The organism is Pseudomonas nunensis, assembly GCF_024296925.1.
In the GTDB taxonomy this organism is placed as follows: domain Bacteria; phylum Pseudomonadota; class Gammaproteobacteria; order Pseudomonadales; family Pseudomonadaceae; genus Aquipseudomonas; species Aquipseudomonas nunensis.
Window position 1 is genome coordinate 433,150 of record NZ_CP101125.1, and the last position, 25,619, is coordinate 458,768.

General features: G+C 60.7%; 13 protein-coding genes. 9 read left to right on the forward strand and 4 right to left on the reverse strand.

Annotated elements, in window-relative coordinates:
* Positions 1 to 333: 333 nt before the first annotated feature.
* Positions 334 to 1,857 (reverse strand): fumarate hydratase, encoded by a 1,524-nt coding sequence (locus NK667_RS01990; protein ID WP_054045073.1) that lies wholly within the window; start codon positions 1,855 to 1,857, stop codon positions 334 to 336.
* Between the two features lie 484 nt (positions 1,858 to 2,341).
* Between NK667_RS01990 and NK667_RS01995 the strand changes: the two genes are divergently transcribed.
* Genes NK667_RS01995 through NK667_RS02005 form a run of 3 tightly spaced genes read left to right on the forward strand, consistent with a single transcriptional unit; the run spans position 2,342 to position 5,157 of the window.
* Positions 2,342 to 3,448 carry a GGDEF domain-containing protein gene (locus tag NK667_RS01995; protein WP_054613705.1) on the forward strand — a complete coding sequence of 369 codons (1,107 nt, stop codon included), beginning with the start codon at positions 2,342 to 2,344 and terminating at the stop codon, positions 3,446 to 3,448.
* Positions 3,441 to 4,376, forward strand: a complete 936-nt coding sequence (locus NK667_RS02000; RefSeq protein ID WP_054613706.1) for an iron-sulfur-binding ferredoxin reductase — start codon at positions 3,441 to 3,443, stop codon at positions 4,374 to 4,376. The genes NK667_RS01995 and NK667_RS02000 overlap by 8 nt, the downstream gene beginning before the upstream one ends.
* A 31-nt stretch (positions 4,377 to 4,407) precedes the next feature.
* Positions 4,408 to 5,157 carry an enoyl-CoA hydratase gene (locus NK667_RS02005; RefSeq protein WP_054613707.1) on the forward strand — a complete coding sequence of 250 codons (750 nt, stop codon included), beginning with the start codon at positions 4,408 to 4,410 and terminating at the stop codon, positions 5,155 to 5,157.
* 209 nt (positions 5,158 to 5,366) lie between these two features.
* Here the strand turns inward: NK667_RS02005 and pyk are convergent, their stop codons facing one another.
* Complete coding sequence (pyk, locus tag NK667_RS02010) at positions 5,367 to 6,818, reverse strand: pyruvate kinase (protein WP_054045066.1); 1,452 nt, start codon at positions 6,816 to 6,818, stop codon at positions 5,367 to 5,369.
* 157 nt (positions 6,819 to 6,975) lie between these two features.
* Here pyk and NK667_RS02015 point away from each other — a divergent pair, with 157 nt between their 5' ends.
* Positions 6,976 to 7,362, forward strand: a complete 387-nt coding sequence (locus tag NK667_RS02015) for a tetratricopeptide repeat protein (RefSeq protein WP_054045064.1) — start codon at positions 6,976 to 6,978, stop codon at positions 7,360 to 7,362.
* A gap of 248 nt (positions 7,363 to 7,610) precedes the next feature.
* Entirely contained in the window at positions 7,611 to 7,970 is a 360-nt protein-coding gene (locus tag NK667_RS02020; protein ID WP_054613708.1) for a PilZ domain-containing protein, read from the forward strand.
* Positions 7,971 to 8,119: 149 nt separating this feature from the next.
* Here the strand turns inward: NK667_RS02020 and NK667_RS02025 are convergent, their stop codons facing one another.
* On the reverse strand, positions 8,120 to 8,485 hold the full coding sequence (locus tag NK667_RS02025; protein ID WP_054613709.1) for a DUF6124 family protein: 366 nt from the start codon (positions 8,483 to 8,485) through the stop codon (positions 8,120 to 8,122).
* Between the two features lie 452 nt (positions 8,486 to 8,937).
* Here NK667_RS02025 and NK667_RS02030 point away from each other — a divergent pair, with 452 nt between their 5' ends.
* From NK667_RS02030 to NK667_RS02045, 4 genes are all read left to right on the forward strand, one after another.
* A complete protein-coding gene (locus NK667_RS02030) occupies positions 8,938 to 12,057 on the forward strand; it encodes an Ig-like domain-containing protein (RefSeq protein ID WP_236708549.1) in 3,120 nt (1,039 codons plus the stop codon).
* Between the two features lie 138 nt (positions 12,058 to 12,195).
* Positions 12,196 to 15,798, forward strand: coding sequence for a Tc toxin subunit A (locus NK667_RS02035; protein WP_054613710.1), 3,603 nt, complete (start codon positions 12,196 to 12,198; stop codon positions 15,796 to 15,798).
* Positions 15,799 to 15,845: 47 nt separating this feature from the next.
* The gene (locus NK667_RS02040) at positions 15,846 to 19,955 is read left to right on the forward strand and encodes a Tc toxin subunit A-related protein (protein ID WP_054613711.1); all 4,110 of its coding nucleotides are present in this window, start codon (positions 15,846 to 15,848) and stop codon (positions 19,953 to 19,955) included.
* Positions 19,948 to 24,267, forward strand: coding sequence for an Ig-like domain-containing protein (locus tag NK667_RS02045; protein ID WP_054613712.1), 4,320 nt, complete (start codon positions 19,948 to 19,950; stop codon positions 24,265 to 24,267). Before NK667_RS02040 ends, NK667_RS02045 begins: the two co-directional genes overlap by 8 nt.
* Positions 24,268 to 24,283: 16 nt before the next feature.
* Here NK667_RS02045 and NK667_RS02050 read toward each other — a convergent pair whose 3' ends face one another.
* Complete coding sequence (locus NK667_RS02050) at positions 24,284 to 25,615, reverse strand: DUF58 domain-containing protein (RefSeq protein WP_054613713.1); 1,332 nt, start codon at positions 25,613 to 25,615, stop codon at positions 24,284 to 24,286.
* Positions 25,616 to 25,619 lie beyond the last annotated feature (4 nt).

Sequence of the window (25,619 nt, forward strand, 5' to 3'; positions counted from 1 at the left end):
CTGTCCCGTCGCGGCGAAAGGTTTCGCGGTGGGTCAACGCTATCAAGATGGTGGCGCTGCGTAACCTGTCAGATCTGACAGGTGGGGGCGGGTTTTCTAGAACGAATGGGGTGTTGGGCGGGGTGGGTTATAACGAACAAACACTGTGCCACTGTGGGAGCGGGCTTGCTCGCGAAGGCGGTGTGTCATTTAGCAATGATGTTGACTGACACACCGCCTTCGCGAGCAAGCCCGCTCCCACAGTGGTTTTGTGGTGTTTCAATAATTAATCGGCAAAAAAAACGGCCGGGTCATCTGGGGAGATGACCCGGCCGTGTCTGGAAGGGGAAGCGCTTACTGCACTTCTACTGCCAGGCTTTCACTGATCTTTTGCTGCCAGATGGCAGGACCGGTGATGTGTACCGACTCGCCTTTGCTATCAACCGCAACGGTCACCGGCATGTCTTTCACGTCGAACTCGTAGATGGCTTCCATCCCCAGTTCGGCGAACGCCACGACGCGGGATTTCTTGATCGCTTGCGCCACCAGGTAAGCCGCGCCGCCGACTGCCATCAGGTACACGGCTTTGTGGTCCTTGATCGCTTCGATCGCGGTCGGGCCGCGCTCGGATTTGCCGATCATGCCCAGCAGGCCGGTTTGCTCGAGGATCTGACGGGTGAACTTGTCCATCCGCGTGGCGGTGGTCGGACCGGCAGGGCCAACCACTTCTTCGCGTACCGGATCAACCGGGCCGACGTAGTAGATGAAGCGACCTTTCAGGTCCACCGGCAGGGTTTCACCTTTGTTCAGCATCTCGACCATGCGTTTGTGCGCGGCGTCGCGACCGGTGAGCATCTTGCCGTTGAGCAGGACAGTTTCGCCCGGCTTCCAGCTCTGCACGTCTTCCGGGGTCAGGGTGTCGAGGTTGACGCGACGGGCCGACGGGCCGGCTTCCCAGACGATTTCCGGGTAGGCGTCCAGCGGTGGCGCTTCCAGCGAGGCCGGGCCGGAACCGTCGAGCACGAAGTGCGCGTGACGGGTGGCGGCGCAGTTCGGGATCATGCACACCGGCAACGAAGCGGCGTGGGTCGGGTAATCCATGATCTTCACGTCGAGCACGGTGGTCAGGCCACCCAGGCCCTGGGCGCCGATGCCCAGTTGGTTGACCTTCTCGAACAGCTCCAGGCGCATCTCTTCGATACGGTTGGACGGGCCGCGCTTTTTCAGCTCGTGAATGTCGATGGATTCCATCAACACTTCCTTGGCCATCACCGCGGCTTTCTCGGCGGTGCCGCCGATGCCGATGCCGAGCATGCCCGGTGGGCACCAGCCGGCGCCCATGGTCGGAACGGTTTTCAGAACCCAGTCGACGATCGAGTCGGACGGGTTGAGCATGGCCATTTTCGACTTGTTCTCGGAACCGCCGCCCTTCGCCGCCACGTCCACTTCCACGGTGTTACCCGGAACGATGGAGTAGTGGATAACGGCCGGGGTGTTGTCCTTGGTGTTTTTACGAGCGCCCGCCGGGTCGGCGAGGATCGAGGCACGCAGGACGTTTTCCGGCAGGTTGTAAGCCTGGCGCACGCCTTGGTTGATCATGTCGTCCAGGCTCATGGTGGCGCCATCCCAACGCACGTCCATGCCCACACGGACAAACACGGTGACGATGCCGGTGTCCTGGCAGATCGGGCGGTGGCCGGTGGCGCACATGCGCGAGTTGATCAGGATTTGCGCCATCGAGTCGCGGGCCGCTGGCGATTCTTCGCGCAGGTAGGCTTCGTGCATCGCCTGGATGAAATCCACGGGGTGGTAATAAGAAATGAACTGCAGGGCGTCGGCAACGCTCTGAATCAGGTCGTCTTGCTTGATCACGGTCATGAGTCGCGCTCCTCTAAAAGACGGGAACATTCAATAAGGTGCTTGCAGCTTGGGTGCATCGGTCGGTTGCAAGCACCTTTACAAGGCACGCCGGGGCTGCTGGCGCGACGCTAAAAAGGCGCGGCAGTATAACGCGCCTCGGTTCCGGGCACACCCGCCGACAGTCAATCGTTGGTCGCATACGGTAAGCACGGTTCCCTGTAGGAGCTGTGTAGGAGCTGTGTAGGAGCTGTCGAGTGAAACGAGGCTGCGATCTTTTGATTTTGATTTGATTTTTTAAGATCAAAAGATCGCAGCCTCGTTTCTCTCGACAGCTCCTACCAAGGGAAATATACGGTCGGACAGGGGGATGTCAGTCAGTGTTCTGACGCCATTTTTCCGCTCCCAAAATTGAATGGTCATTTACCGGTCGCGCCACTAAAGTGGCAATCGGCCTGTAGAGTAGGATTCTCTTTCAGCCTCTTTTTCTTCGGTGAGTCATCGATTGACCCATAACGCCATCCAGCGCCTGTTGCTCAAACGTTTTGCCCTCGCGGCCGGCACCTATGCCCTGGCATTGCTGCTGCTGTGGCTGGCGTTTTTCACCGGTCACTACGATGTGCCCCTGGCCGGCGTTGCCGTCGGCAGTGCGTTGGTGGTCATCAGTCAGGCGGCGTTGTTTGCGGTGTTCTACAGCGGTTGCAACCTGCGTTTTGCCGACCCCAGCCTGACCGAAGTGCAGGTATTGCTGGGCCTCGGTTGGCAAACCTGGCTGATCGCGCATCTGGACGAGGCCCGTGGCGCGTTTCTGGTCTTCTACATATTGATTCTGCTGTTCGGCCTGTTCCATCTGTCACGCCGTGCCTTTGTGCGGTGTGCGTTGCTGGTGTTCTTCAGTTTCAGCGCCATCACGCTGTGGGAGGGCTACCACTTCCAGTTGTCCGACCCGGCCCTGTCGTTGTTACAGGTATGTGTGCTGTTTATCGTGCTGGTGTGGCTGGTGCTCTACGCCCGTTACGTCCAGGCCTCGCGCCAACTCATGCGCCAGCGACGCTTTGCCTTGCAGGCGCATCAGGACACCCTGCGCGGGATGATGCGTCAGCTCGAAGACTTGGTCGCCACCGACGAACTCACCGGGCTGTTCAACCGCCGCCACTTCCTGCGCCTGGCCTCGCGCGAGCTCAACGCCATGGAACCTGGCGTGGTGCATGGCCTGGCGCTGATCGACCTCGATCACTTCAAGCGCATCAACGATGTGCACGGGCATGCCGCCGGCGATCAGGTGTTGCAAGCCTTCGCCGGAGTGGCCACGGCCTGTCTGCGCGAGGGCGATGTGTTGGCCCGTTACGGCGGCGAAGAATTCGTGGTGTTGCTGCCTTACTGTGACGCCGAACGCCTGACGTCCTGTTGCGAGCGGCTGCGCATTGCTTTTACCGATGTCGAGTTGTTCGGCCTGGACGTGAGCAACCTCAGCCTGTCCGCCGGCATGACTTTGCTGGAACTGGGGGACGACCTCGACGACGCCTTGCAACGGGCTGACCAGGCGCTGTACCGCGCCAAGCGCGACGGGCGCAATCGTTGCGCGGCGGCCTGGGAGAACGTCGATGCCTGAGTTGCGGGTCGACGAACGCCAGTGGTCGGTGGCGGCAGGCAGCAACCTGCTCGATGCCTTGAATCAGAACGGCGTGGCGGTGCCTTACAGTTGCCGCGCCGGCAGTTGCCATGCGTGCCTGGTGCAATGCGTGCAAGGTTTGCCCAACGACAGTCGCCCCGATGCCTTGAGCGCGGAGCAGCGTCAGCAAGGCTGGCGTCTGGCCTGTCAGTGTTCGGTGGTCGAGGACTTGCAGGTGCACACTTTCGACCCGCAACGGGACGGAAGCCCGGCCGAGGTCGCCGCTGTCGACTGGCTCAGCGCCAACGTATTGCGGCTGCGCCTGATCACCCAACGCCCATTGCGCTACGGCGCCGGCCAGCACTTGGTGTTATGGGCCGGCAACGTGGCGCGGCCGTATTCCCTGGCCAGCCTGCCGGATGAAGACCGCTTCCTGGAGTTTCACCTCGATTGCCGCCAGCCCGGCGAATTCAGCGACGCAGCGCGCCAGTTGCAGATTGGCGATGCAATCCGTCTCGGCGAACTGCGCGGCGGTGCCCTGCATTACGACGCCGACTGGCACACCCGACCGCTGTGGCTGATGGCGGCCGGCACCGGTCTGGGGCCATTGTTCGGCATCTTGCGCGAAGCCTTGCGCCAGGATCACCAGGGCGCCATCCGCGTCATTCACCTGGCCCATGACGCCAGCGAGCATTATTTGGCCAAACCCCTGCAAGCCATGGCCGTTGGCCGGGAAAACCTCTCGGTCGAACTCTGGACCCCGGCCGAGTTGCCGCAGGCGTTGGCGCAACTGCGGCTTGTCTCCCGGCAAACCCTGGCCTTACTCTGCGGTGCCCCCGACAGTGTCGACGCCTTCGCCAAGCGCCTGTACCTGTCGGGACTGCCGCGCAATCAACTGCTGGCCGACGTCTTCCTGCCGCGTGGTTGAGCGCTGATCGTTTAATGACGCGAGAGTGCCCATGACCGAAGCCATCCAACTTGAACGCGAGCGCGGTCTGCTGACGCTGCGCCTCAATCGCCCGGACAAGAAAAACGCCCTGACCCGCGCCATGTACAGCCGCTTGGCCGAAGCGCTGAAACAGGCCGACAGCGATCCGGAAATCAACGCGGTGCTGATCACTGGCAGCAGCGAATGCTTCACCGCCGGCAACGACATCGCCGACTTCATCCAGCAGCCACCGAGCAGCCTCGACAGCCCGGTGTTTCACTTCATGCTCAACCTGCTCGAATTCAGCAAACCGGTGATCGCCGCCGTGGCCGGCCCGGCGGTGGGGATCGGCACGACGCTGTTGCTGCATTGCGATCTGGTCTACGTCAGCCGCGATGCGCGGTTGCGCATGCCGTTCGTCAATCTCGGGTTATGCCCGGAGTTTGGCTCCAGCCTGATCCTGCCGCGTTTGCTTGGCCAAGCCAAAGCTGCGGAATTATTGTTGCTCGGCGAAGGATTCACGGGGGAACAAGCAGCGGCTTGGGGGATTGCCACCGAAGCGCTGGGCAGTGGCGAAGCGGCATTGGCCAAGGCGCGAGAGATGGCGTTGAAGTTTGAAGCGTTGCCGATCGAAGCGGTGCGCATCAGCAAGCAATTGATGAAAGCCCCGGATCGGGAACTGATCCGCCAGGTGATCGAGGAGGAGGGCGCGCTGTTCACCCAACGGCTGCGCTCGCCGGAAGCGATGGCGGCGTTGTCGGGGTTTATTAACCGGCATTGAATGTGTGGTGGTCGGGCTGGCGCCTTCGCGAGCAAGCTCGCTCCCACAGTTGATTGGGGTGTTTCCACATTTTGTGTCCCCCCGCAAAACCCCTGTGGGAGCGAGCTTGCTCGCGAAGGCGTCAACCCAGACAACACATCCCCAGGATCAGAAACCAAAAAGCCCCGCCATTCACATGGCGGGGCTTTTGACTTTCAACAACCGGTCACTCAGACCATCGGGTCGCCAACGTGCAGGATTTTCATGCCGTTGGTGCCGCCGATGGTGTGGTAGCTGTCGCCCTTGGTCAGGATGACCCAGTCGCCTTGCTCGACTACGCCGCGCTTGAGCAACTCGTCCACTGCGGCCTGGCTAACCTGCTCAGGCGGCAGCGAGGCCGGGTCGAACGGTACGGTGTAGACGCCACGGAACATGGCCGCGCGGGCCTGGGTTTCGCGGTGCGGGGAGAACGCGTAGATCGGCACCGACGAACGGATGCGCGACATGATCAGCGGCGTGTAGCCACTTTCGGTCAGGGCGATGATCGCCTTCACGCCCGGGAAGTGGTTGGCGGTGTACATGGCCGCGAGGGCGATGGACTGGTCGCAGCTTTCGAAGACCTTGCCGATGCGGTGGCTGGAGGTCTTGCTGGTCGGGTGCTTTTCAGCGCCGACGCAGATACGCGCCATCGCTTGCACGGCTTCCAGCGGGTACAGGCCAGCAGCACTTTCGGCCGAGAGCATCACGGCGTCGGTGTAGTCGAGCACGGCGTTGGCCACGTCGGAGACCTCGGCGCGGGTCGGCATCGGGTTCTGGATCATCGACTCCATCATCTGGGTCGCGACGATCACAGCCTTGTTGTGGCGGCGTGCGTGCAGAATGATTTTCTTCTGGATGCCCACCAGCTCGGCGTCGCCGATTTCCACGCCCAGGTCACCACGGGCAACCATCACCGCGTCGGAAGCCTTGATCAGCGCATCGAGGGTGTCGTCGTCAGCCACGGCTTCAGCGCGTTCAATCTTCGCCACCAGCCAAGCAGTACCGCCGGCCTCGTCGCGCAGTTGACGGGCGTATTCCATGTCGGCGGCGTCGCGCGGGAAGGACACGGCGAGGTAGTCGACTTCCATTTCGGCGGCGAGCTTGATGTCGGCCTTGTCTTTTTCAGTCAGGGCTGGAGCGGTCAGGCCACCGCCGCGACGGTTGATGCCTTTGTGGTCCGACAGCGGACCGCCGATCAGCACGGTGCAGTTCAGTTCGGTGGCGGTGGCGGTATCGACGCGCATCACTACGCGGCCGTCGTCGAGCAGCAGCTCGTCGCCTACGCCGCAGTCCTTGACCAGGTCCGGGTAGTCGATGCCGACCACTTGCTGGTTGCCTTCGGTCAGCGGATGGCTGGTGGAGAAGGTGAACTGATCACCGATCTTCAGCTCGATCTTCTTGCCGGCAAATTTGGCGATACGGATTTTCGGGCCTTGCAGGTCGCCCAGCAGGGCAACGAAACGGCCGTGCTTGGCGGCGAGGTCACGCACCAGCTTCGCGCGAGCCTTGTGCTCGTCGGGGGTGCCGTGGGAGAAGTTCAGGCGGGCGACGTCCAGGCCAGCCAGAATCAGCTGTTCGAGAACTTCCGGCGAGTTACTGGCCGGGCCAAGGGTAGCGACGATTTTGGTGCGACGGACGGACATGCATAGACTCCTGAGTTCAAGCGCTGAGTGAGGCTACTATGCTCTCTGGTTGTAGTCATTGTTCATGTGCACTACTTATTCGTTTCTTTCTTTAAACGAACATTCCTGAAGATTTCCGCCAACGGGTCGATACAGAGCTCAAGACAGGAGAACCCCCATGCGATTCGTGCTCATTGCCGCCCTTGCCATCAGTGCCCTCAGCGTCACGGGCTGCACCCGTTGGTCGATGAACCATCATTTGAATAATGCCTACAGCGCCTATGACCGCGGCAATTGCGAGCAGGTGATGCTCGAACTGTCCAAGGTCGACCGCGCCAGCCGTGCCCGGCCTTATGTGCGACCGGAAGTGTCGATGATGCGCGGCCAGTGCCTGGAACGGCAGAAGCTGTTTATCGACGCAGCGCAAACCTACCAGTACATCATCGCTTCGTATCCGCAAAGTGAATACGCCTACCGTGCCCGTGCGCGGCTGGAGACTCTGGAGTCGCTGGGCCACTATCCGACCCGCAGCGCAGCAGCGGTGGTGCGGCCGACTCGCTTCTGATGATAGATCTCATACAAAGTCTGCCTGGCTGTATAGGGTGAGCTATAGTCGAATAAATCGGTGTTGGAGCCTTGCCTCTAAACCGACGTAACACCTGCGACTGGCAGCGGTAGACGTGGCGGCGGCTTGCATGGACTGTCACACCGGAAGTGGGGAGAGCGTGCACATCCTGCCTGTATAAAGAGCAGAAGGCCCGTTCCGAAGCATTAGTGCGGCTCTGCTTAAGAGCCTTGCGTAGCGAATTCAGCATGTTTACCGACCGCCGGATCGAGCGGCATCAACTGCCGTATTTTCTGAAAGTGTTCAACAGCGTCACCGACAAACCCATTGGTTTTCTGGGCAATGTTTCAGAAGACGGGATGATGCTCATCAGTCAGTTGCCGATGATGATTGGCGCTGACTTCGACTTGCGCCTGAAAATCCCCGCCAGCGAAGGCTGCATGCAGGTCATCGACTTGCGAGCCAGTTGTCTGTGGTGCCATGAAGACGCGACCCCTCACCACTATGACGCCGGGTTCAGTGTGCAACGGGCACCGCCGGAGTATGGGCAACTGGTGAGTGCGTTGCGCCAGTACTTCAGTTTTCAGCCGTTGCCTGCTTCGGCCTGAGGGGTGTGGTGTTGCTACTATTGCCATCGCGAGCAAGCTCGCTCCCACAGTGGTTTTGTGTTGATCACAACCTGTGTGACCAGCCCCGATCCCCTGTGGGAGCGAGCTTGCTCGCGATGGCGTCAGTAGAACCAACTTAAATCTAAAGGCTAGACCCCAGTCACCGCCGGCTCACTTTCCAGCGTCTTCTCCACCAACAACAACCCCATCTCACTCAACTGATAAATCGCCATCGCCAGGTGCCGTGGCTTGTCTTCCAGGCTTTCGGCCAGGTCGAGCAGCAGGATGTTGACCGAAGAAAAGGTTTCGTAGGTCTGGATGGTAATGGCCTGGGGATTGGCTTTAGGGGAGACGGTGAACATCTGCATGGCTCGATCCTTTGGCGCGTGCAAGTGGTGAGAATTGGGTTTGAGGTAATGGTCGAGGGCGCGGTCGGCAGCCTCGCGGAATTTCTTTGCATCGAGGGTGGCCGAAAACGAGTCCGTTTTCGGCGGATTGGGTGTGGCTTTGAACATAGTCATATCTCCGTGGAGCTGCCACCGACTCGCGACTAAACGAAGGGGTGGCGGCTGAACACAGGTTAGTCGACCGGCGAAGATACGAAATTCCGGCGCGCCCGAGGGCGCCCTGTGCACAGCCACCATAACGTTCAGGAAGGGGGATAGGGACATCCCGACCGTCTGGAGAAATGTGCAACTTCGTACCACCGCCGGGCGACTAAACCCGATCGCTGCGAATCAGCGATACGGATCAAATTACGGGGCAGGCCAAAAGTGCACAAGCCGGCCGATTCTGGCGCAGCTGTAGGCAAAGGCGCAAGGCTTCGTAGGCCTCAAAAAGCGTGGGAAAAGTCCGTAGGACCATTCGTCGGGACTGTCAGTTTTTACAGGTATCGGAACAGGCAATTCCCGGATTTAAATGACTTCAATGCACAGGCCCGTGATGCCTGACGTTGGAGGACTCTAGAATGTCGGATCAACCCGAACTGCCCGAACCCGTTAATACCAGCGACACCACCGGCATCCAGGGCGCACTGCGGCTCCTCAATGCGCCACGGCAGGGGGCGCTTGTCAGCCGGAACGGGTTTATCGTCAGGGGGCCGGACTTTCACAGCGTCAATGATGAAACCGTCAAGTTGCACCTCTACGTCTCCAGCGCAGGGACCAATCGGTTTGTCGGTGAGCGCGTGCATTGGCTGCAGCCAAATGTCGTTCCGTTTACAACGGATTGGAACATGCCCACGCCCGCTTGGGTGACGAGCCGTGCAAGTGCTTATTTTCTCTATCAGTTCAAGCTCAAAAGTGGCGGCGAGTCTGACTGGTACGACTCCGGCTGGTTTGAAGTTGCAACGCCGCCGGTCATCACATCGCATGTTTCGAATCAGGCGCAGGATGTTGTCAGGCCTACGCTCAGAGGCACTGGCGAGCCAGGTTGTCTGGTAAGGGCTGTAAAGGTGTTCTCGTCGTCGATTGATTATTTAAGCCAAATTGCGATCGTCAACGATGACCGCACTTGGGCATTGCCCCTTACGCGGGATTTGCCCGACGGTGCCTTTGAGTTCGAAGTCAGAATGTGGCTTCCGGCAGCGGTGGAGTCCAGCAATGTGTCTACTGGCTTCATTTACAACCTGCTGGCCATCCCTGTTATCGCCCCGCTGCCCGACAATGGTTTTATAAAAGTCCCCAGACTCGAGATTTCAGGCACAGGCGTTGCCGGTGCTCAGGTCGATATCCACAAGAGCGGAGATGGGACGACCGTCTACGGCACGGTGAGCGTACAGGAGAACAAAACCTGGAAAGTAACCCCCTCCCGGGATTTGCCTCAGGGGGCTTTCCAGCTGACGGCCAAACAGCGCAAGGATGGCAAGACACGTACTTGGGCCTCTGCGGTTTCTGCCTTTGGCCTGTTCCCCTTGACCATCACCGGCACCACGGCTGAACAAGATACGGCCTTTACCCTGAGCGGCACCGGCGGGCTGGCCAACGCAGACGTTGTTGTATATCTGGACCTGACAAACACCCTGATCGGTAACGGCAAGGTAACGTCAAATGGCAGTTGGAACGTCGCCATCAGCGGTTTGATCCCTGGTACCCGAAGCCTGACGGTGCTGCAAAAACACTCCTCGTACACCTCGGATCGCAGCGTCCCGCGCGCCTTCAAAATCCGGCCACCCAAACTGACCCAAGTTAACGTGGAGCCGTTGCCCAACCAGGCTGCGAAATTTTCGGGGGCGGGCTACGACGGGGCCACGTTGGCGCTCACCTACATCAGTGGGCCGGAGAACAAAAAGTTACCAGAGGTACCAGTTGTCAACGGAGCCTGGCAGCTCACCACTGCAGCCTGGGCGCCCGGAATTTATTTCTATTCGGCGATCCAGAAGGTTTCCGATAACGCCGGCGGCTGGATCCCTTCGCAGGACCTCATCTTTACTTTCCCCATCCTTCCACCGGAGCTTAAGCCAGTACCCGATCCCACCAATGTGACCTACACGCGGGATTACACACCGACGTTTTCCGGCAACGGCGTGACCGGCGCTACCGTGATGGTCAGGATCCCGGGTGGGGCGATAGCGGCGCCGGATACCCCGGTGGTGAACGGGCGCTGGTCGAGCCAGGCAATTGCTGTCTGGGGGCCAGTGTTCGAAAGACTTGTGCACCTCAGGCAGGCGCTGAACGGACAGGAGTCCCCCAGTTGGATTGAAATAAAGGTGACCATCCCGCCGCTGGCGCCGCAGATCACAGACGTGGTACCTGACGGGTTATCACCCACTTTTACGGGCAACTGTTGGCAGTCGGGGGCGGTTGTCAACCTGGCTTTCAGCGATAACCCGAGCATGGTTGAAACGGCAACGGTGACGGGGGGCACCTGGACCTTTCGCCGTGCCGGCTCATTCGCCCCCAACGTGACCCATACGGTGACCGTCACCCAGGTCGCGGCGCAGCAAACTTCACCGCCGACCACGCGAACGTTCGAGGTGAGCCGAACGCTGCTCAAACCCATCATCACCTATCCCATGAGGGAGATCGAGGTGGAGCTCGACCTGAACGTCACCGGCCGGCAAGGCGTGGCCGGAGCATCACTTCAGCTTCGTATCGACGGCATCAACGCAGGGGCGGCCAAACAGCTGGACAGCGATGGCGACTGGTCCGTCGAGCTCAAGAACCTTGCGTTCGGCCGACGAATCCTGGACGCACAGCAGACCCTCGACGGTCGGCCTTCGGAGCGCAGTGAATCCGTCCCTTTTTATGTGGTGTTGATGCCTCCGCTCTTCACCACGCCGCGGCCGGGTAGTGATTTGCCGCGGGTATCGACGATTTCCGGTGAGGGTTTGCCCGGTGCAAAAGTCGAGGTGTGGCTGGATGGTCGCGATGATTTTTTGCTCACAGGTGTCACCGTCAATCCCGCTGGCCACTGGGAAGGGCCGGTCACATTACCCGTCGGGGTAACGAAGTTGCGGGCCAGGCAGGCCATCGGGCAAGTGGTTTCCAACGACGGCCCGTTATTGACATGCAACGTGGTGCCCGTTGCGCCCTATATCGAAACACCGGTCGAGGGTGGGCATATTGGCCGTTCGACCGTGGTGTCCGGGTTCGGTGTGCCGGGGGACACGGTCACCATTCTCCTGGGCGAGAACAGGCTCGGCAGCGCTGCTGTGCTGGAGGACCGCACCTGGTCGGTGTCCGCGACGCTCACGCAACCCGGCGGCGCGCAAGTGCTGGTCGTGGTGGCCTCGCTTGACGGGTTTGAGTCAGATCGTTCCGCCCGACGGCCTGTAGTGCTCGGCAGCTATATGCCCATCATCGATTCGCCGCAGGCGGGACGCTGGGTCAGTGATCCGGTCGCCTTCAGCGGTCAAGGCCGAGCGGGCATCGGCCAGTTGGTGAGCTGGTTCAACCCCGAACAGTCATGGGCGCCGAACCTTTCTGTCAGTGCGCAAGGCTGGCAAGGGCTGGCGGTGCGGGCGCTGCCGGCGGGCGGTAATTGGTGTCGGTTCAAGCAGACCATCATCGATAGGGCTGATGCCTCGACGATTTCCGACTGGGGTGAGAGCGGCCGTTTTGAAGTCCTCGGCCCACCCTCGCCGTGAGCGCCATTACCCGATAAACGGACACTTCTACTGTCAGTTATGACAGTAGACGACTTCGGCCCTCTCGCGCAGATTGGCACTACAAGATGAATGCCCAGACTTCGGTTCGGGCGTTTATACCCATCAAGGAACCTGGTCATGGCTGACTCCCGAAATCGTCCTATCCAGCAATTGTTTGAACAGGTCTTCAGTGAGGAGCAACGCGCCAGCCATGCCAGCCTGTCGGCTTACATCGAGCAGGGCGGATCGATCTTTCCTCTGGTAGAGCAGGGCGTGCACGGGCTGGTGCGCGATTACGGATTGGGCCGTGAGGAGGCGCAGCAATTCTTGCGCCGGGCTAACAGCCTGGCCGTGTATGTGCGTCGCCAGTTTATCGAGCACAGTCTGACAGCCTCCGGGGAACATGCCGGCACACCGGCCAGCGGGCTATTGTCATTGGTTGAGGGGCCGAACTATGAGCGTTTGTTCACCCCCAACTTTGACCAATTGTGCCCGCCTGACGCTCTGGAGTCGGAAACGTCGCCCGTGGCGTATCTGGTGGAGCTGTTGCGCTGGATCCGTGACCGCATCGAACCGCTCGGCTCGGACCAAAAGTTGCGCTTGCATGATCGTCGCAAAGATCTGAAGCCGTTGCGCATCGATTTCAACGCGGTGCACCAATCGGTTTCCGCGGTGGACATCATCGTCTCGGTGCTGGAGACCTTCATCAAAGGCGAGAACGCTACGCCCGATCTGGAACTAGCCATGATCGAGGCCCGCTACCCTAATGGGCTGCCTTATTACCAGCACTGGGTCACGCTGGACGCGGTCGCGCGTCATCACGGTTTGTCGGTGGGTAACGTTACCCATCTGGTGGATGTGTCTTCTCCTTATTTCCTCCAGCCCCAGGCCTGGGCCAACGATGCAAAACGGGCCTTGGCCCACGCCTCGCGGTTGGGGCCTTATCAGCGGACTTTGTTGACTGAGCCTTTGGTGGTCTCGGCGGGGAGGGATGCCTTTTACCTGCGCAATTTCGGCGCAGGGGATGTGTCCTGGCAAAACCTCAATCAAGTGCTGTTTTTCGGTGAGCGTACCAAGCTTGATGCCCGGGGCGTCGAGGCGCTGCTGTCGGTGCGTGATTTCGCCCCGACCCGCTCGGCCAATGTCACGGTGTATCAGCCGCCATTGCCGACGGCAGAAAGCGATCGTTCTGGCTCGGTTTACCTCAATGGCGGCGCCTCTCCGGCGATCACCATTAATTACAGCGAGGCGGGCGGGGCGTTCCACCGCTTGAGCGCGGATCCGGCTAGCGCATTTGCCCGTTATGACCGAATGAACCGCAAGCTGCGCCTGGATCAATGGCTGGAGCTACCCAGTGAACAGGTGGACGCGCTGCTGGTGGCGGCGATGACGGCCGAAAAGCGCGGCACCACAAACACATGGCAGATAACCGCTTCCACGGTCCATGCCCTGGGCCTGTTTCAGTCATTGCGCGAGCGCTACGGTTGCACCGCGCATGACTTCGCGGTGTTTATCGATGAAGTCGGGATCTACGGGCGGGGCGATGGGTTGTCGCAGTTCGACCAGGTGTTCAATAACCAGGGCGACTATCGCGAACCCCTGATGCTGGATAACGCAGAGTTCCCGATCGTCCCGGCGCCGGGGGCCACGGATCTGACGATCATCCGCCTATGCAGCGGCCTGGGCATCGACCTCAAGACCTACCAATACCTGGCCCTGGCGATTGCCCCGGCGCATAACCGCACCACCACGTTGCTGCGCAGCCCGGCGATCATTTCCGCGTTCTACCGGTTGGTGAAGTTGCCGCGCCTACTGGGCATCACACCGGTTGAGGGCGTGCTGATGCTGACCCTGTTGGGTGGCGAAAACTGGGTCAAGGGCCTGGCGGGCGTCCCGACGATCAAGGCGACCCCTGGCAGCGACACCGTTCCCGATGTGCTGAACCTCATTTATGCCTTGCATGCTTGCGTGGGCTGGTGCCGGGATCGCGAGTTGCCTGTGCTGTGGATGTTGCAACAGGTGTCACCACCGGCAGCGTTGGCAGTGGCCTCCGAGAAGGAACTCCAGTTGTTTGAGCAGGCGGGCAATCTGTTGCCCGCCGCGCTGCTCACTCAGAGCGCATTTTTGATGGTGGGTGTGCCGCCGCTGGTGGGGGCCGACTGGCTGGACTTGCTGACGATACTGATCGATACCTCCGGATTGTTGATGGGGTTTGCCGGCACTGATGCCGAGTACCTGACGTTCGCCCGCGAAGAACTGGATAAAGCGGTTCACGATGGTCTCGGTGAGGAAGACGCCTCGGTGCGGGCGGTTATTGTGGAAAGGATGCTTACGGTTCTGTTGCTGGCCCGGGATGCCCAGGCGTCGGTGGTCAAGGAATGCCTGGCGGTTTACACAGGCCTTGATGCCGAGCGGGCATCCCAAGTGCTGATCTGGGCAAACAGTTCGGTCTACCAATTGCTGCGCCAAGTGCAAGAAAGGGTCGAGCGCGAGTTGGCGGGTACGTTGAGTAACGAACCGGATCCCGCGCTCACCTTGCTGGCTGATGTACGGCGACGCAGCAACGTCGTCTTGCAACTCGACCTGAGTGCCGCGCTGCTGCAGGACTATTTGCAATATGGCTACACGGCGTGGCTGGGCCAGGACGACCGGCAGGCTTTTTCGGTGCGCACCCTTTATTACCTGACGGCACTGACCCGGGCCTTTGAACTCGGTGAGCAGCCGGCGGGGAAACTGCTGGACTACCTGCGCGAGGTCAACTCCCTGCCGGATCCGATTTCCGATGAAGCGCTGGGGCTCGCGCAGAAGGCGGCCTCGATCCGCCTCGCCGCGTTTTTCGACTGGAGCGTTGAGGAGGTGCGAGCGTGCGTCATGCATATCGACCCCGAAAAACGCCTGTTGAAAAACCTGACTCAACTGGACCTGTTGATGCGCATCCGGGTGCTGTCCCGGCACACCGGCATGGACGCCTTGACGATTTTCCGGGTGGGCAATCTGCCATTGACGGTCAATGAGACGGTCAATAAAGAGGCGTACCGGCTCGCCGCTGAAAGTGCTTTGCTCAGCCTCACCGAAACCCGTGCTCCGATGGCGGCCTACAACGACGAGGTGCCCGAGCCCATCGTCATGCTGACCTGCACTGTGGATAAGACCGAGGTGGTTGCCAACAATCCGGACGACGAAATCATCTTTACCGTAACGCTCACAGACCCTGGCGGCACGGTTGTGCCGCATGTGAATGTTTACTGGCAGGCTAGCCTCGGCACGATCGCAACGCAGGCGACCGACGAAAGAGGCCAGGTCAAGGCCGCGTATGCGGGCAAGGTCATGGGGACGGAGGCTCCGCTGTTCTGGCTGGACCTGATGGAGCCCGTGTATGCCCCGACCATCAACATCATCGCCGACGTGAGAACCCTGACGATGCTGTCGGCGTCCATGTCGCTGGTACCGACGGATCCGGTTGCGACGGGCCGGGAAGTCGAGTGTTACGGCACCCTGATGGATCAGTACAACAACCTTGGCAAAGATCAGTTGGTGCTCTGGTTTGTGGAACCGTTCAGCGGCACGACGGGTTCCGCGACCATCCGGCCGGCACAGGGGCGCAGCAATCAGCAGGGCCTGACGCGGGCCTTTGTCTCCAGCGCCGACGGTGGGCGCTTCATCGTCAGGGTGCTCATCGAGAGTGCGGAGGTTTTCGTGGTGTTCGACCCCATCACATTTGCCCGTCCTGATGCCGAATGACACGGCTGGATGACGGTTTGCGCCCGACGGGCACAGGAGCAAGGAACATGGCACAGCACAACATCGGCGGTCTGCTGGAAAAGCGTCGTTTGGCACTGGTTGAGTTCTGCATCGGACAAGTCGGCAAAACCGGCTTGGGCAAGTTCAACTTCCTGAGGACGCCGGGGGATCTGTTCGAATTCCTGCGCCTGGATCCGCTGGACAGTTTTACGGTGCAGAGTTCCCGGGTGGCCGAGGCAACCAGTTGCGCCCAACAATTTATTCATGCGGCTTATCGCCAGCTGGAGCCGGGCTATGGTCAACAGCCGTTCACGCCCGAGCAACTGCAACGTTGGGAAGAGGGCCTGCAACTCTGGCAGCTGTACAACAACTATCCGGACTGGGCGGCGGTGACACAAATCGGGTTCTACCCGGAGGACTTCATCAACCCGTTTGTGCGTCAGCGCAAGACCGGCCTGTTCAAGGGGCTTGAAAACGATCTGAACCAGACGCGTCTCAACAGTGACTCAGTGCAACGGGCCTTGCAAAACTACCTGCAAGCCTTCGAACAAACCTGCAACCTGGATGTGCTCAGCGGTTACATGGACGGGGCCACGCCCACCCGTGCCGATTATTACTTTATTGGCCGTCAGCGTGTGCCACCGTTCCAGTACTTCTGGCGTAGGGCCGAGATTGAATTGGTGCCCGACTGTACCGCCATCAACCCGGTGGCGTGGGGGGAGTGGCAACCGGTGGAGATCGGCACGGGCGATGATGTGCTGGACATTCGCCCTGTGTTTTGGGGCGGACGCCTGTGTGTGGTGTGGGCGCAGTGGCGTGACCGGATTGTCGAGGTGCTCGACGGCCAGTCAATCGTACGCTTGCCCTACAAGCTTGAGATCAATCTGGCGTTCATGACCCAGAACGGCCAGTGGTCGGCACCGTTGAATCTGCATACCGGCGAGCCTTCGCAAGATTTGTCCGCCGAGTGCCGGTTGATTGCGACGGTAGCGGTCGATGGACGGCAGCCCAAAGGCACGTTGGGCGTGATGCTGGTGTGCGAAGCCCCTCATTCAGACGTTTACGTGACGCGCGACGCGCTGATGCGTCCCGTGCCGGGAGACGACGGCACCTGGCTGACATACCTGGCGCTTTATCGCTTCACCGATGCCTTGGCCGTGCAGCATCCACTGTTCGCGCAGAACCAGCCGACGGCCAGCGCCGAGGTCACTGCGGCTGGTTCAATGACGAGCTATTACGGTGTGCAGGTGTTGTATATCAGCGGCAGTGACACGAATCGGTTGGTGGTCAGAGGTGTGTGCAAGCCCACGTCGCTGGCCCCTGCGAATGCCACGTTCACGTTGACGTTGCTGAACCCGTCTGGCGGCGATCCCAAGTCGGTCAACCTGAACGCTTCGAGTGCCGGCGGCTGGGTGACGCCTTGGATGCTGCTCGAACGGACGGCTGCGTTTGACGCCAATCCACGGTTCACATTGGCCGGCACCCCGACCTACGGCACCACGACATTTACCTTGGAGATGAGCGGCCTTCCCTGGTTCGTACCAGCGGCCCTGGAAAAAAACACCGCCAACGCCGCGCAATTCATCGCCTTCAAACAGCCCGGCACTCTGGCCCATGCTCGCCTCAACTCCTTGTTCGGGCCTGAGCTGGTGCAGCGCGCGAATGTTTCGGTGGATGCCGTCCTTGACTGGGATACGCAGTTCCTGGCGGAACCTCCACCCGATTCCGCCGCCCTCGACGAACCGAACGGTGCCTACAGCGGGGCCAATGGTTTGTATTTCTGGGAGCTGTCCTTTCACCTGCCGCACCTGGTCGCCACACGCTTGCGTGCCGAGGATCGCTATCAGGAAGCGCAGAACTGGCTGCATTACCTGTTCGACCCGCGTGCCACGGCCGACGCGGTATCCAATCCGCCGCAAGTCACTGACAAACCGGCGTATTGGCGCTGTCGGCCGTTGGTCAGCGACGGCAACCTGGGTTGTGAAACCCAATTGCCGCTCGATCCGGATGCCATCGGCTACTCGGCGCCCCGGCACTTGCGGATTCTGGTGTTCGTCGAATACGTGAAAAACCTGATTGCCTGGGGCGACTGGTATTACCGTCAACTTACCCGGGACAGTCTGGTCGCGGCCAAGTTGTGCTATGTGCAGGCCGAATTTCTGATGGGCAAGGCACCAGTGGCGAGGACGGTCACGGACTGGGAAACACACACGGTCGAACAACTGCTGGCTTACAGCAGCACGCGTCCGGCGCTGGAGCAGTTCGAGAAAACCCTCGATATTTCCCTGGCCGATATTCCGCCTTCAGCGCCCGCAGCACCCTTGCTCGGTCTGCTGGCTAACCGGCCATTCAAAACGCCGATCAACGAGCCGTTGCTGGACCTGTTCGATCTGCCGGGTCGGCGTTTGAATACCTTGCGCAACAACCTGACCCTGGATGGCAAACCGCTGAATATCCCGCTGTTCAGCCCGCCGACCGATCCCAACCAATTATTGCGTGCCCTGGCGGCCGGTGGCGTCGGTGGACCACGACCGATGGGCGGACGCCTAGTGGTGGGCGCCTTTCATTGGCGTGTGACATTCGAGGTCGCGATACGCGCTGTGCAGGCATTGCAAGACTACGGCAGCCAAGTGCTACGCCTGCTTGAACAAAGGGACCGGGCTGAACAGGAGGAAATGCAACAGAACCATCTGGTGGAACTGGGGGATTACGCACGTACGGTTCAGCAGCAAGGCATCGCCCAGATGGAGGCGTCTATGACTGCGTTGCGCCAAAGCCGCGCCACGGTGCAGGAGCGCGCCGACACCTATGCCCGCTGGTATGAGGAAAACGTCAGCGCGGTGGAATACGAGGTCATGGAAAGCCTGCAGACGGCCAAACAACTGCACGTGGCGTCGACCGCACTTCAGACCGTGGGTGCGGCAATCGACGCCCTTCCGAACATTTTTGGCGTGGCCAATGGCGGCCACCGCCCTGGTTCCATTGCCTACGCCGTGGGTTATGGCCTGGAACTCGCCTCGGCAGCGGTGCAAATCGATGCCGACAAGCAAGCTGTCACCGAAAGCTATCGACTGCGCCGTCGCGAATGGGAACTGCAGCGTAACCAGGCCCGGGCGGAGACGCTGGCCATCGACGAACAGATTACCGCGCAGCAGATCGCGATCGATGCGGCCAGGTCGAGCCTCGATCAGACGCTGCGCGGTAATGCTCAAGCGCTGACGGTGTACAACTTCCTGAAAAAACGCGCGACCAACGCGGAACTGTACGGCTGGCTGCTGGGCCAGCTCAAGGCCTTGCACTACCAGGCTTACGACGCGGTGGTCAGCCTTTGCCTGAGCGCCCAGGCCTCCCTGAGCGCTGAAACCGGAGATTACGATTCAACCCCGGCCATGCCCCAGGTGTGGCTCGACAACCGTTATGGATTGACGGCCGGTGAACACTTGCGCGAGTACCTGTTGCGCATGGAACGCACGCATTTACAAAGCCACGAGCGTCGTCTGGAACGGGTCAAGACCGTTTCCCTGCGGCGATTGTTCGACGACGCCAGCGATCCACAACCGGTGCATGCCAACTGGACCGCGGCGCTGGCGAAGTTGCAAGACACCGGCGTCCTGGAGTTCAAGCTGACGCAGTTGCTGTTCGACCGCGAGCATCCCGGCGACTACTGCCGGCTGATCAATTCCGTCGAGGTCGACCTGCCGGTGCTGCTCGGGCCTTACGAAGATGTACGTGCGACCTTGCAGCAGATTGGCAGCATGACCGCCACTAAAGCGTCGGCCCATTCAGCCGAGTACTTGCTTTGGCCTGAAGATGCGGTGGCGCCGGCCGATGTGCACTTCAACTTGCGCAGCGGGCAACAGATCGCATTGTCGGTGGGGATTGCCGACAACGGCATGACGGCCATCAAACCTGATGAAGGCTTGCTTAATCCGTTCGAAAACACAGGGGCAGTGTCGCGCTGGCAGCTGAATTTCCCCTGGCCGAAAAGAGAGTCGCAAATCGCGACGCTGAGCACTGTGACCGACGTCATTGTGCGTATCTGCTACAGCGCCAAGGGCGGCGAGCCGAGCTTCAGGCTCGCCGTGGAAAACCTCGTGAACATGGCTGAAACCCCCGAACTGAAACGTACAGGTAGAGGAGAAAGCGGTCATGCGTGATCCCGTCGTTCAGGCCAATTTCAATCTGGTGGTCAATGGTGATTTCAGTCAGGCCACCGACAACTGGACCAAGCATCCGGCCAATACACGAGAGGTCAGCCTTGCCGAGGAAATGTATCAGGGGCAGATGACCCGTTTTCTCCGGGTCGGTAACGGCGCGTCGGTCAGTCAGGTGGTCAAGGTTCCCAAGGCACTGGGTGCCGAGGCCCGGTATGTGCTCAGCTTTCTGTGCGAGGTGCGGTACAGCGGGACCGGCCGGTTGTTGATCGAGATGGTCGACCAGCCCGAGAACAATCAGGAAGTCGCGTTGCGACTCGGCCAGGCGCGGCACGAGGAAGAGGACCGGGCGCGTCTGCTGGACGGGCAACCGCTGGCGTTTTTGCCGATCGTGTACGAAGTCCCGCTGGACCTGCCGCTGCAAAGCCAGGACTCGATTCGCTTGAGGGTTTACAGCCCGACGGGTGGAACCGGCAATGTGTCGGTGTGCATCACTCGAATCCACCTGGCCCTGCATTTGCCACCGATGGTGCTGCAAACGCTGAAGCTGGATGAAGAGGTGTTGCCGGCGACCGGCGTGCTGCCGTTGTGCCTGGGGGCGCCCATCGTTTCGCCGCATCGTTTGGCGTTTGTGCCGGTGCCGGACCATCCATGGCTGGGCACCCAAGCGGCCTTGACCGTTGACGACAACCCCCGGGGCGTCATTCGTTCGGAGCCGGATTGGGGCGTGGATCATCCGCTGGAGTCAGCGTGGACGATGTATACACCATGGTTCGATGATGAAGGCCCGCATCTGTTCACGATGCAATTGGTCAACCAGTACACCGCCGAGCCTTACCCGATCGCGGTGTCGCTGGGCCACCATCGTCTGGTGTTCCGTGAAGAGCTGGAGGCCGCTTATTACCCGGTGCTGGAATACGGGCAAACCGTAAGCCTGGGGGTTCAGGTGGCGTCGTTCTATACCGGTCAGACACTCGACGGGCGCGCGGTGAGCTGGGCGGTGGTCGGGCAGGGCGTCCAAGGCGCGAGCCTGACGGATGAGGATGGCTGGGCGTACTTCGAGTATGTGCCGATGGCGGCGGGGGACTTCACCATCGAAGCGACGGTCGCCAGTCCCTATTACGCCAGCGGTAATGTTTCAACCACACTGCCGGTGCGAGTGTTGGCGACCGATCCGTGGAACACGTTGTTGTCCGTTGTCGAAGGTGTCGAGACACGCTGGAAGGAAAAGACCGGCTACCCCAATCGCGGCAGCGGTTATCCGCTCCAGGTGAGGCTGCCGGCCGACCATCTGTTGTCGGGTAGCGAGATGCATCTGTATTGGAGTGGCGATTCCGCCGAACAGTTAGGCGTCGCCGTCAACCCGGCGCTGGGATCGGCGGTGCCGGTCAATGGCCGCGACCTGCTCTGGACACTGACCAGTGAGGATCACCTCGACGGTCGTTTCGAACTGTGGATGGTTTGCTCGAAGCTGAAGTTGTCGTCGCCAAAAAAAACCATGTCGCTGGCACGCAATCTGGTGCGCATTGGCGAGTGGCGTGAGGCCAACAAGTTTCCGGTGGTGGATGAAAACGAAAACGTGCTGCTGCGGATTCAGGCGGTGCATGTGCTGGTCAGCGGCGACGGCGACCCTGTGGTCAATGCCCTGGTCGACTGGATAACCCCCGAGGGTCCGATGCCGACCGTCACCACCGGGACCGGTGGTTGGGCCAGTTTGCAGTACACGCCCGGGAGCGACGGGGATCTGGTGGTCACCGCTCGTGTCCGTGCGCATGAAGAAGCCGTGGCGGTCGAGCATGCCTTCAATGTCAAAGCCCTGGCCTCCAGTCCATGGAAGAGTGAGGTCAGGATCCTGCTGGATAACGTCGAGGTCGATCGGGTGGTGCTGGGCCTGCTTTGCTGGCGTGGTCGTTCTCATCAACTGAGAATCGAGCCGTTGGCGGGCAGCACCTTGATCGGCCAGCCTGTCACCCTGAACTGGCGGGGTACGCCAACGGCCATCGGGCTGGTGGCGAGCGACATCGGAACCCCCCGGACTCTGACCGCCACAGGCCTGGAGTGGACGTTGGCATCTTCGCTTCCAGCCAGTGTCAGCAGCCTGTTTGAGCTGACATTGAGCAGTACGCGGTTGGCCTCGGATCGGGATCTGTTTGGGCGTCTGATCGCAACCGATCTGGCTGAGGAGGCGAGCCTGATCTTGGATCAGGTCGCTGCGGCGCCTGGCGATCAGGCGCTCTATCCGTGCCTGGGGGCGGTGCATCGGTTCAGTCTTTTGCCCCATGCGCTGAGTCCGCTGGTGGGGCTTTCGACGACGCTGGCATGGACGGGAATGTCGCCCGAGCAATTGGGGGCGAGTGTCAATCCGCCGCTGGCGCAGTCGCAGGTGTTCGGCGACGGCGGCACGCGCTGGTCTTTGGACTTCACCGCCAGTGCGGCGCCGGGCATATTTGCCCTGGCACCGGAACTGCCGCAGTTGGGTCTGCGAGCGACCGCTAACGAGATGATCCTGGCACACAACAAAGTCAGGATTGAGGCGTGGCGTGAGACGGCGGTGGATCCGGTAGTAGGCCAGGAACCCGTCTGGATATGGATCCGGGCTTTTTCCCATTTCACCGACCGCGCGGTTGAACAGGTCAGCGTGAAATGGCTGGCGGGTGAGCAATCCACTGAGGTGAAAACCGACGCCGAAGGTTGGTCCGGTTTCGCCTTTGCGCCCACGGTCGCGCGGCAGCAGCCGATAGAGGCTGTGCTCGTCAGTCCTTACGACGGTTACGAAGACAAACGTTCGATGATGGTCACCGTGCTTGCAAGCGATCCCTGGGAAGGGGTGACGGTCAGCTTTGACGGTCAGCCGCCAGTACCCTGGGGCAGGAAAACCAGTTTCCCGCGCCGCAAAGGTAATCACGAGCTTGAGGTCATGGCGGCCGACAGCAGTCCTTTGTTCGATCAGGATCTGGTGCTGGGGTTGACCGGCACCGGGCCGGCGGAACTGGGTATTCGTTTTGATCCCATGAATGCGCTCGGGACGGCGCGCCGGTTTTCCAGTGTTGGCCTGCGATACGGCTTCGTGGTCGGCGATGTGAAGGACGGTGCGTTTGCCCTGCGCCTGGCCGCCAGCCGACTTGCCCGGTTGTCCCCGGCCAATGCCATGTCGCTTGGGTCAGGGATTCAGGTGGTCAAGTTCCGGGTAAGCAGCCAGGTGACCCAGACACTGGACTGGGGACAGACGCTGGTGGAACAGGTCACGGTGGTATCGGCGATCAGTGGCAAGCCGATGGCGGGTTTGGCCGTGACCTGGCGCAGTCCTGGTCTTGGTGAAGTGACATCCGTGACGGATTTCTATGGTGTGGCGAAGATCAACTTCATTCCGACGCAACCGGGCGTGGCGCAGTTGACGGCGACGGTTGGGGATGCGCTGTACTCGGAGTCGACCACCCTGGACTTCACCCTGAACGAACCACGCAAAATCGTTGAGTTGATTGAACTGGCCGCCACCGAGCAGGAGCCTGCGCGCGTACGGATCAAGGTGGCCTCCAGCCGCACCGGCGAACCGCTGCAAGGCGTGAGTGTGATGTGGGAGTTGAACGGTTCACGCTTACCGTCTGGTTTGACCGATGCCGACGGGTTTGCCTGGTTGGACTTTACGCTGGTCGTCGAACAGGAGAACACGGTGGTGGCCATGGTGGAGGGTGGTGAGGGTGGTTGGGACATGGCGCTGCTGGGTTTGGATCAGGTGATAGTGCCGGTCATCGACGCCCTTGTCTGTGACAGAATCCATAGCTTCACCGGTTATAAGGTGACCGCCCGGGCACTGGTGCTTGAATCGGTCAGTGGCAAACCATTGCAAGGCATAAGGATCAATTGGAGTTTTGCGGGGCAGGCACTGCCGGTTTCCACCTCCGGCACTGGCGGCATCGCACTGATAACTTTTGAGACGCGCCCCGCCGGTGAGCTTGATCTGGTGGCTTCACTGGCGTCCGGCCTGCCAGGGAGCAAGACACAGCGCATCAGTGTGGAGCCGTTGCCCACGGTGTTATTGCGCGGTATCTACGCGTCGCCCGTTTCTATCCGGGTAGGCCGGCCATCGGCGATCAGGGTACAGGTGGTCAAGGGGCTGACGACGCCGGTGGAGGGGATTTTGGTGAGATGGATGGTCAATGGCAACCCGCGGGAGCAGACCTACACTAACGATCAGGGCTGGGCTCAATTCAACTTCGTGGGCACGACGGCTGGCAATGTCGCGATTGCGGCGGCGGTAGACAACCCAGTGGGCACGGTGACGGTGTCTACGACGGTCCAGGTGACCAACACCTGATAGCCATCGTGACGAGTTAGAGGGCTCCGGCCTTTTTCCAGCTCAGGTAGCGCGTCACCAACCCGGCCCCCAACTCGGCGGGCCGGGCTTCCAGCACTGGCACTCCATGGGTGTTCAGTCGCTCATGCAGTTCGGCCCGTGCATTCAAGTAATCCACCGTGCCGCAATACATCAACGCTTCGGGCAAGGTTTGCACCGGCGCTTGGCGCAGTTCATCGAGGGTGTCTTCGCGCAGGCTGGCGACCATTACCCGGTGCTGTTGCCCCAGGCGTTGCACGGCGTTGAGCAGTTCATCGTCATCTTCATCGCGCAGGTTGGTGACCAGCACCACCAGTGATCGGCGCTTCTGCCGGGCGAGCAACTGGCTGACGGCGGCCTGGTAGTCGGCGGGGCGTTGGGTGTTGTCGAGGTCGTAGACGCCGTTGAGCAAGACCTTGAGCTGGCCGGGGCCTTTGACCGGGGCGAGGTAGCGCGGTTGATCACAGGAAAAAGTACTCAGGCCCACCGCATCGCCCTGACGCAGGGCCACATAACTGAGCAGCAGGCAGGCATTCAGCGCGTGGTCGAAATGGCTCAGTTCGCCATCCTGGCTGCGCATCCGTCGGCCGCAATCGAGCATGAAAATAATCTGCTGATCCCGTTCGTCCTGATACTCACGGGCAATCGGCGTGCGTTGGCGGGCGGTGGCTTTCCAGTCGATCTGGCGCAGGCTGTCACCTTCACGGAACTCACGCAGTTGGTGAAACTCCAGCCCCAAGCCACGGCGCTGGCGCTGTCGAACGCCGAGTTGGCTGAGCCAGTTATCCACCGCCAGCAACTGGCCGCCGTAGAGGCGGGCGAAGTCCGGGTAGACACGGGTGGTGTCGGTTACGTCTAGCAAGCGTTTGTCAGACCACAGGCCCAGTGGGCTTGGCAGGTTGATTTCGCAGTGTTCGAAGGCGAAGTGCCCACGCCGCAAGGGCCGCAGGCGATAGCGGATCAGGCTGCGTTGGCCTGGTTGCAGTTCGACGGCTTGCGGCAGGTGTTCGACGCTCAGGCCGTCGGGGGCGTGATCGAAGATCTGCACGTTCAGCGGCTGGGCAAAATCATGCTCAACTTCTAACTGCACTTCGCCCCAGCGACCCAGTGCCAGACTGCCGGGCATGAACCGTTTGAGGCGCGGCGAAGGCAGGCGCTTGAGGCGGATGGCGTCGTAGACCGCCAGTACCAGCAGCGCCAGCAACAGCGCCCAACTGATCGATTGCAGGTTTTTCGGTGTCGCAATGTCGAGCGCCCGCAGTGTTCCCAGCGCGATGCCCAGGGCGAGCAGGACGGATAGCCAGATCAGCAAGAGGCGAGAAGGCTTCATAGGC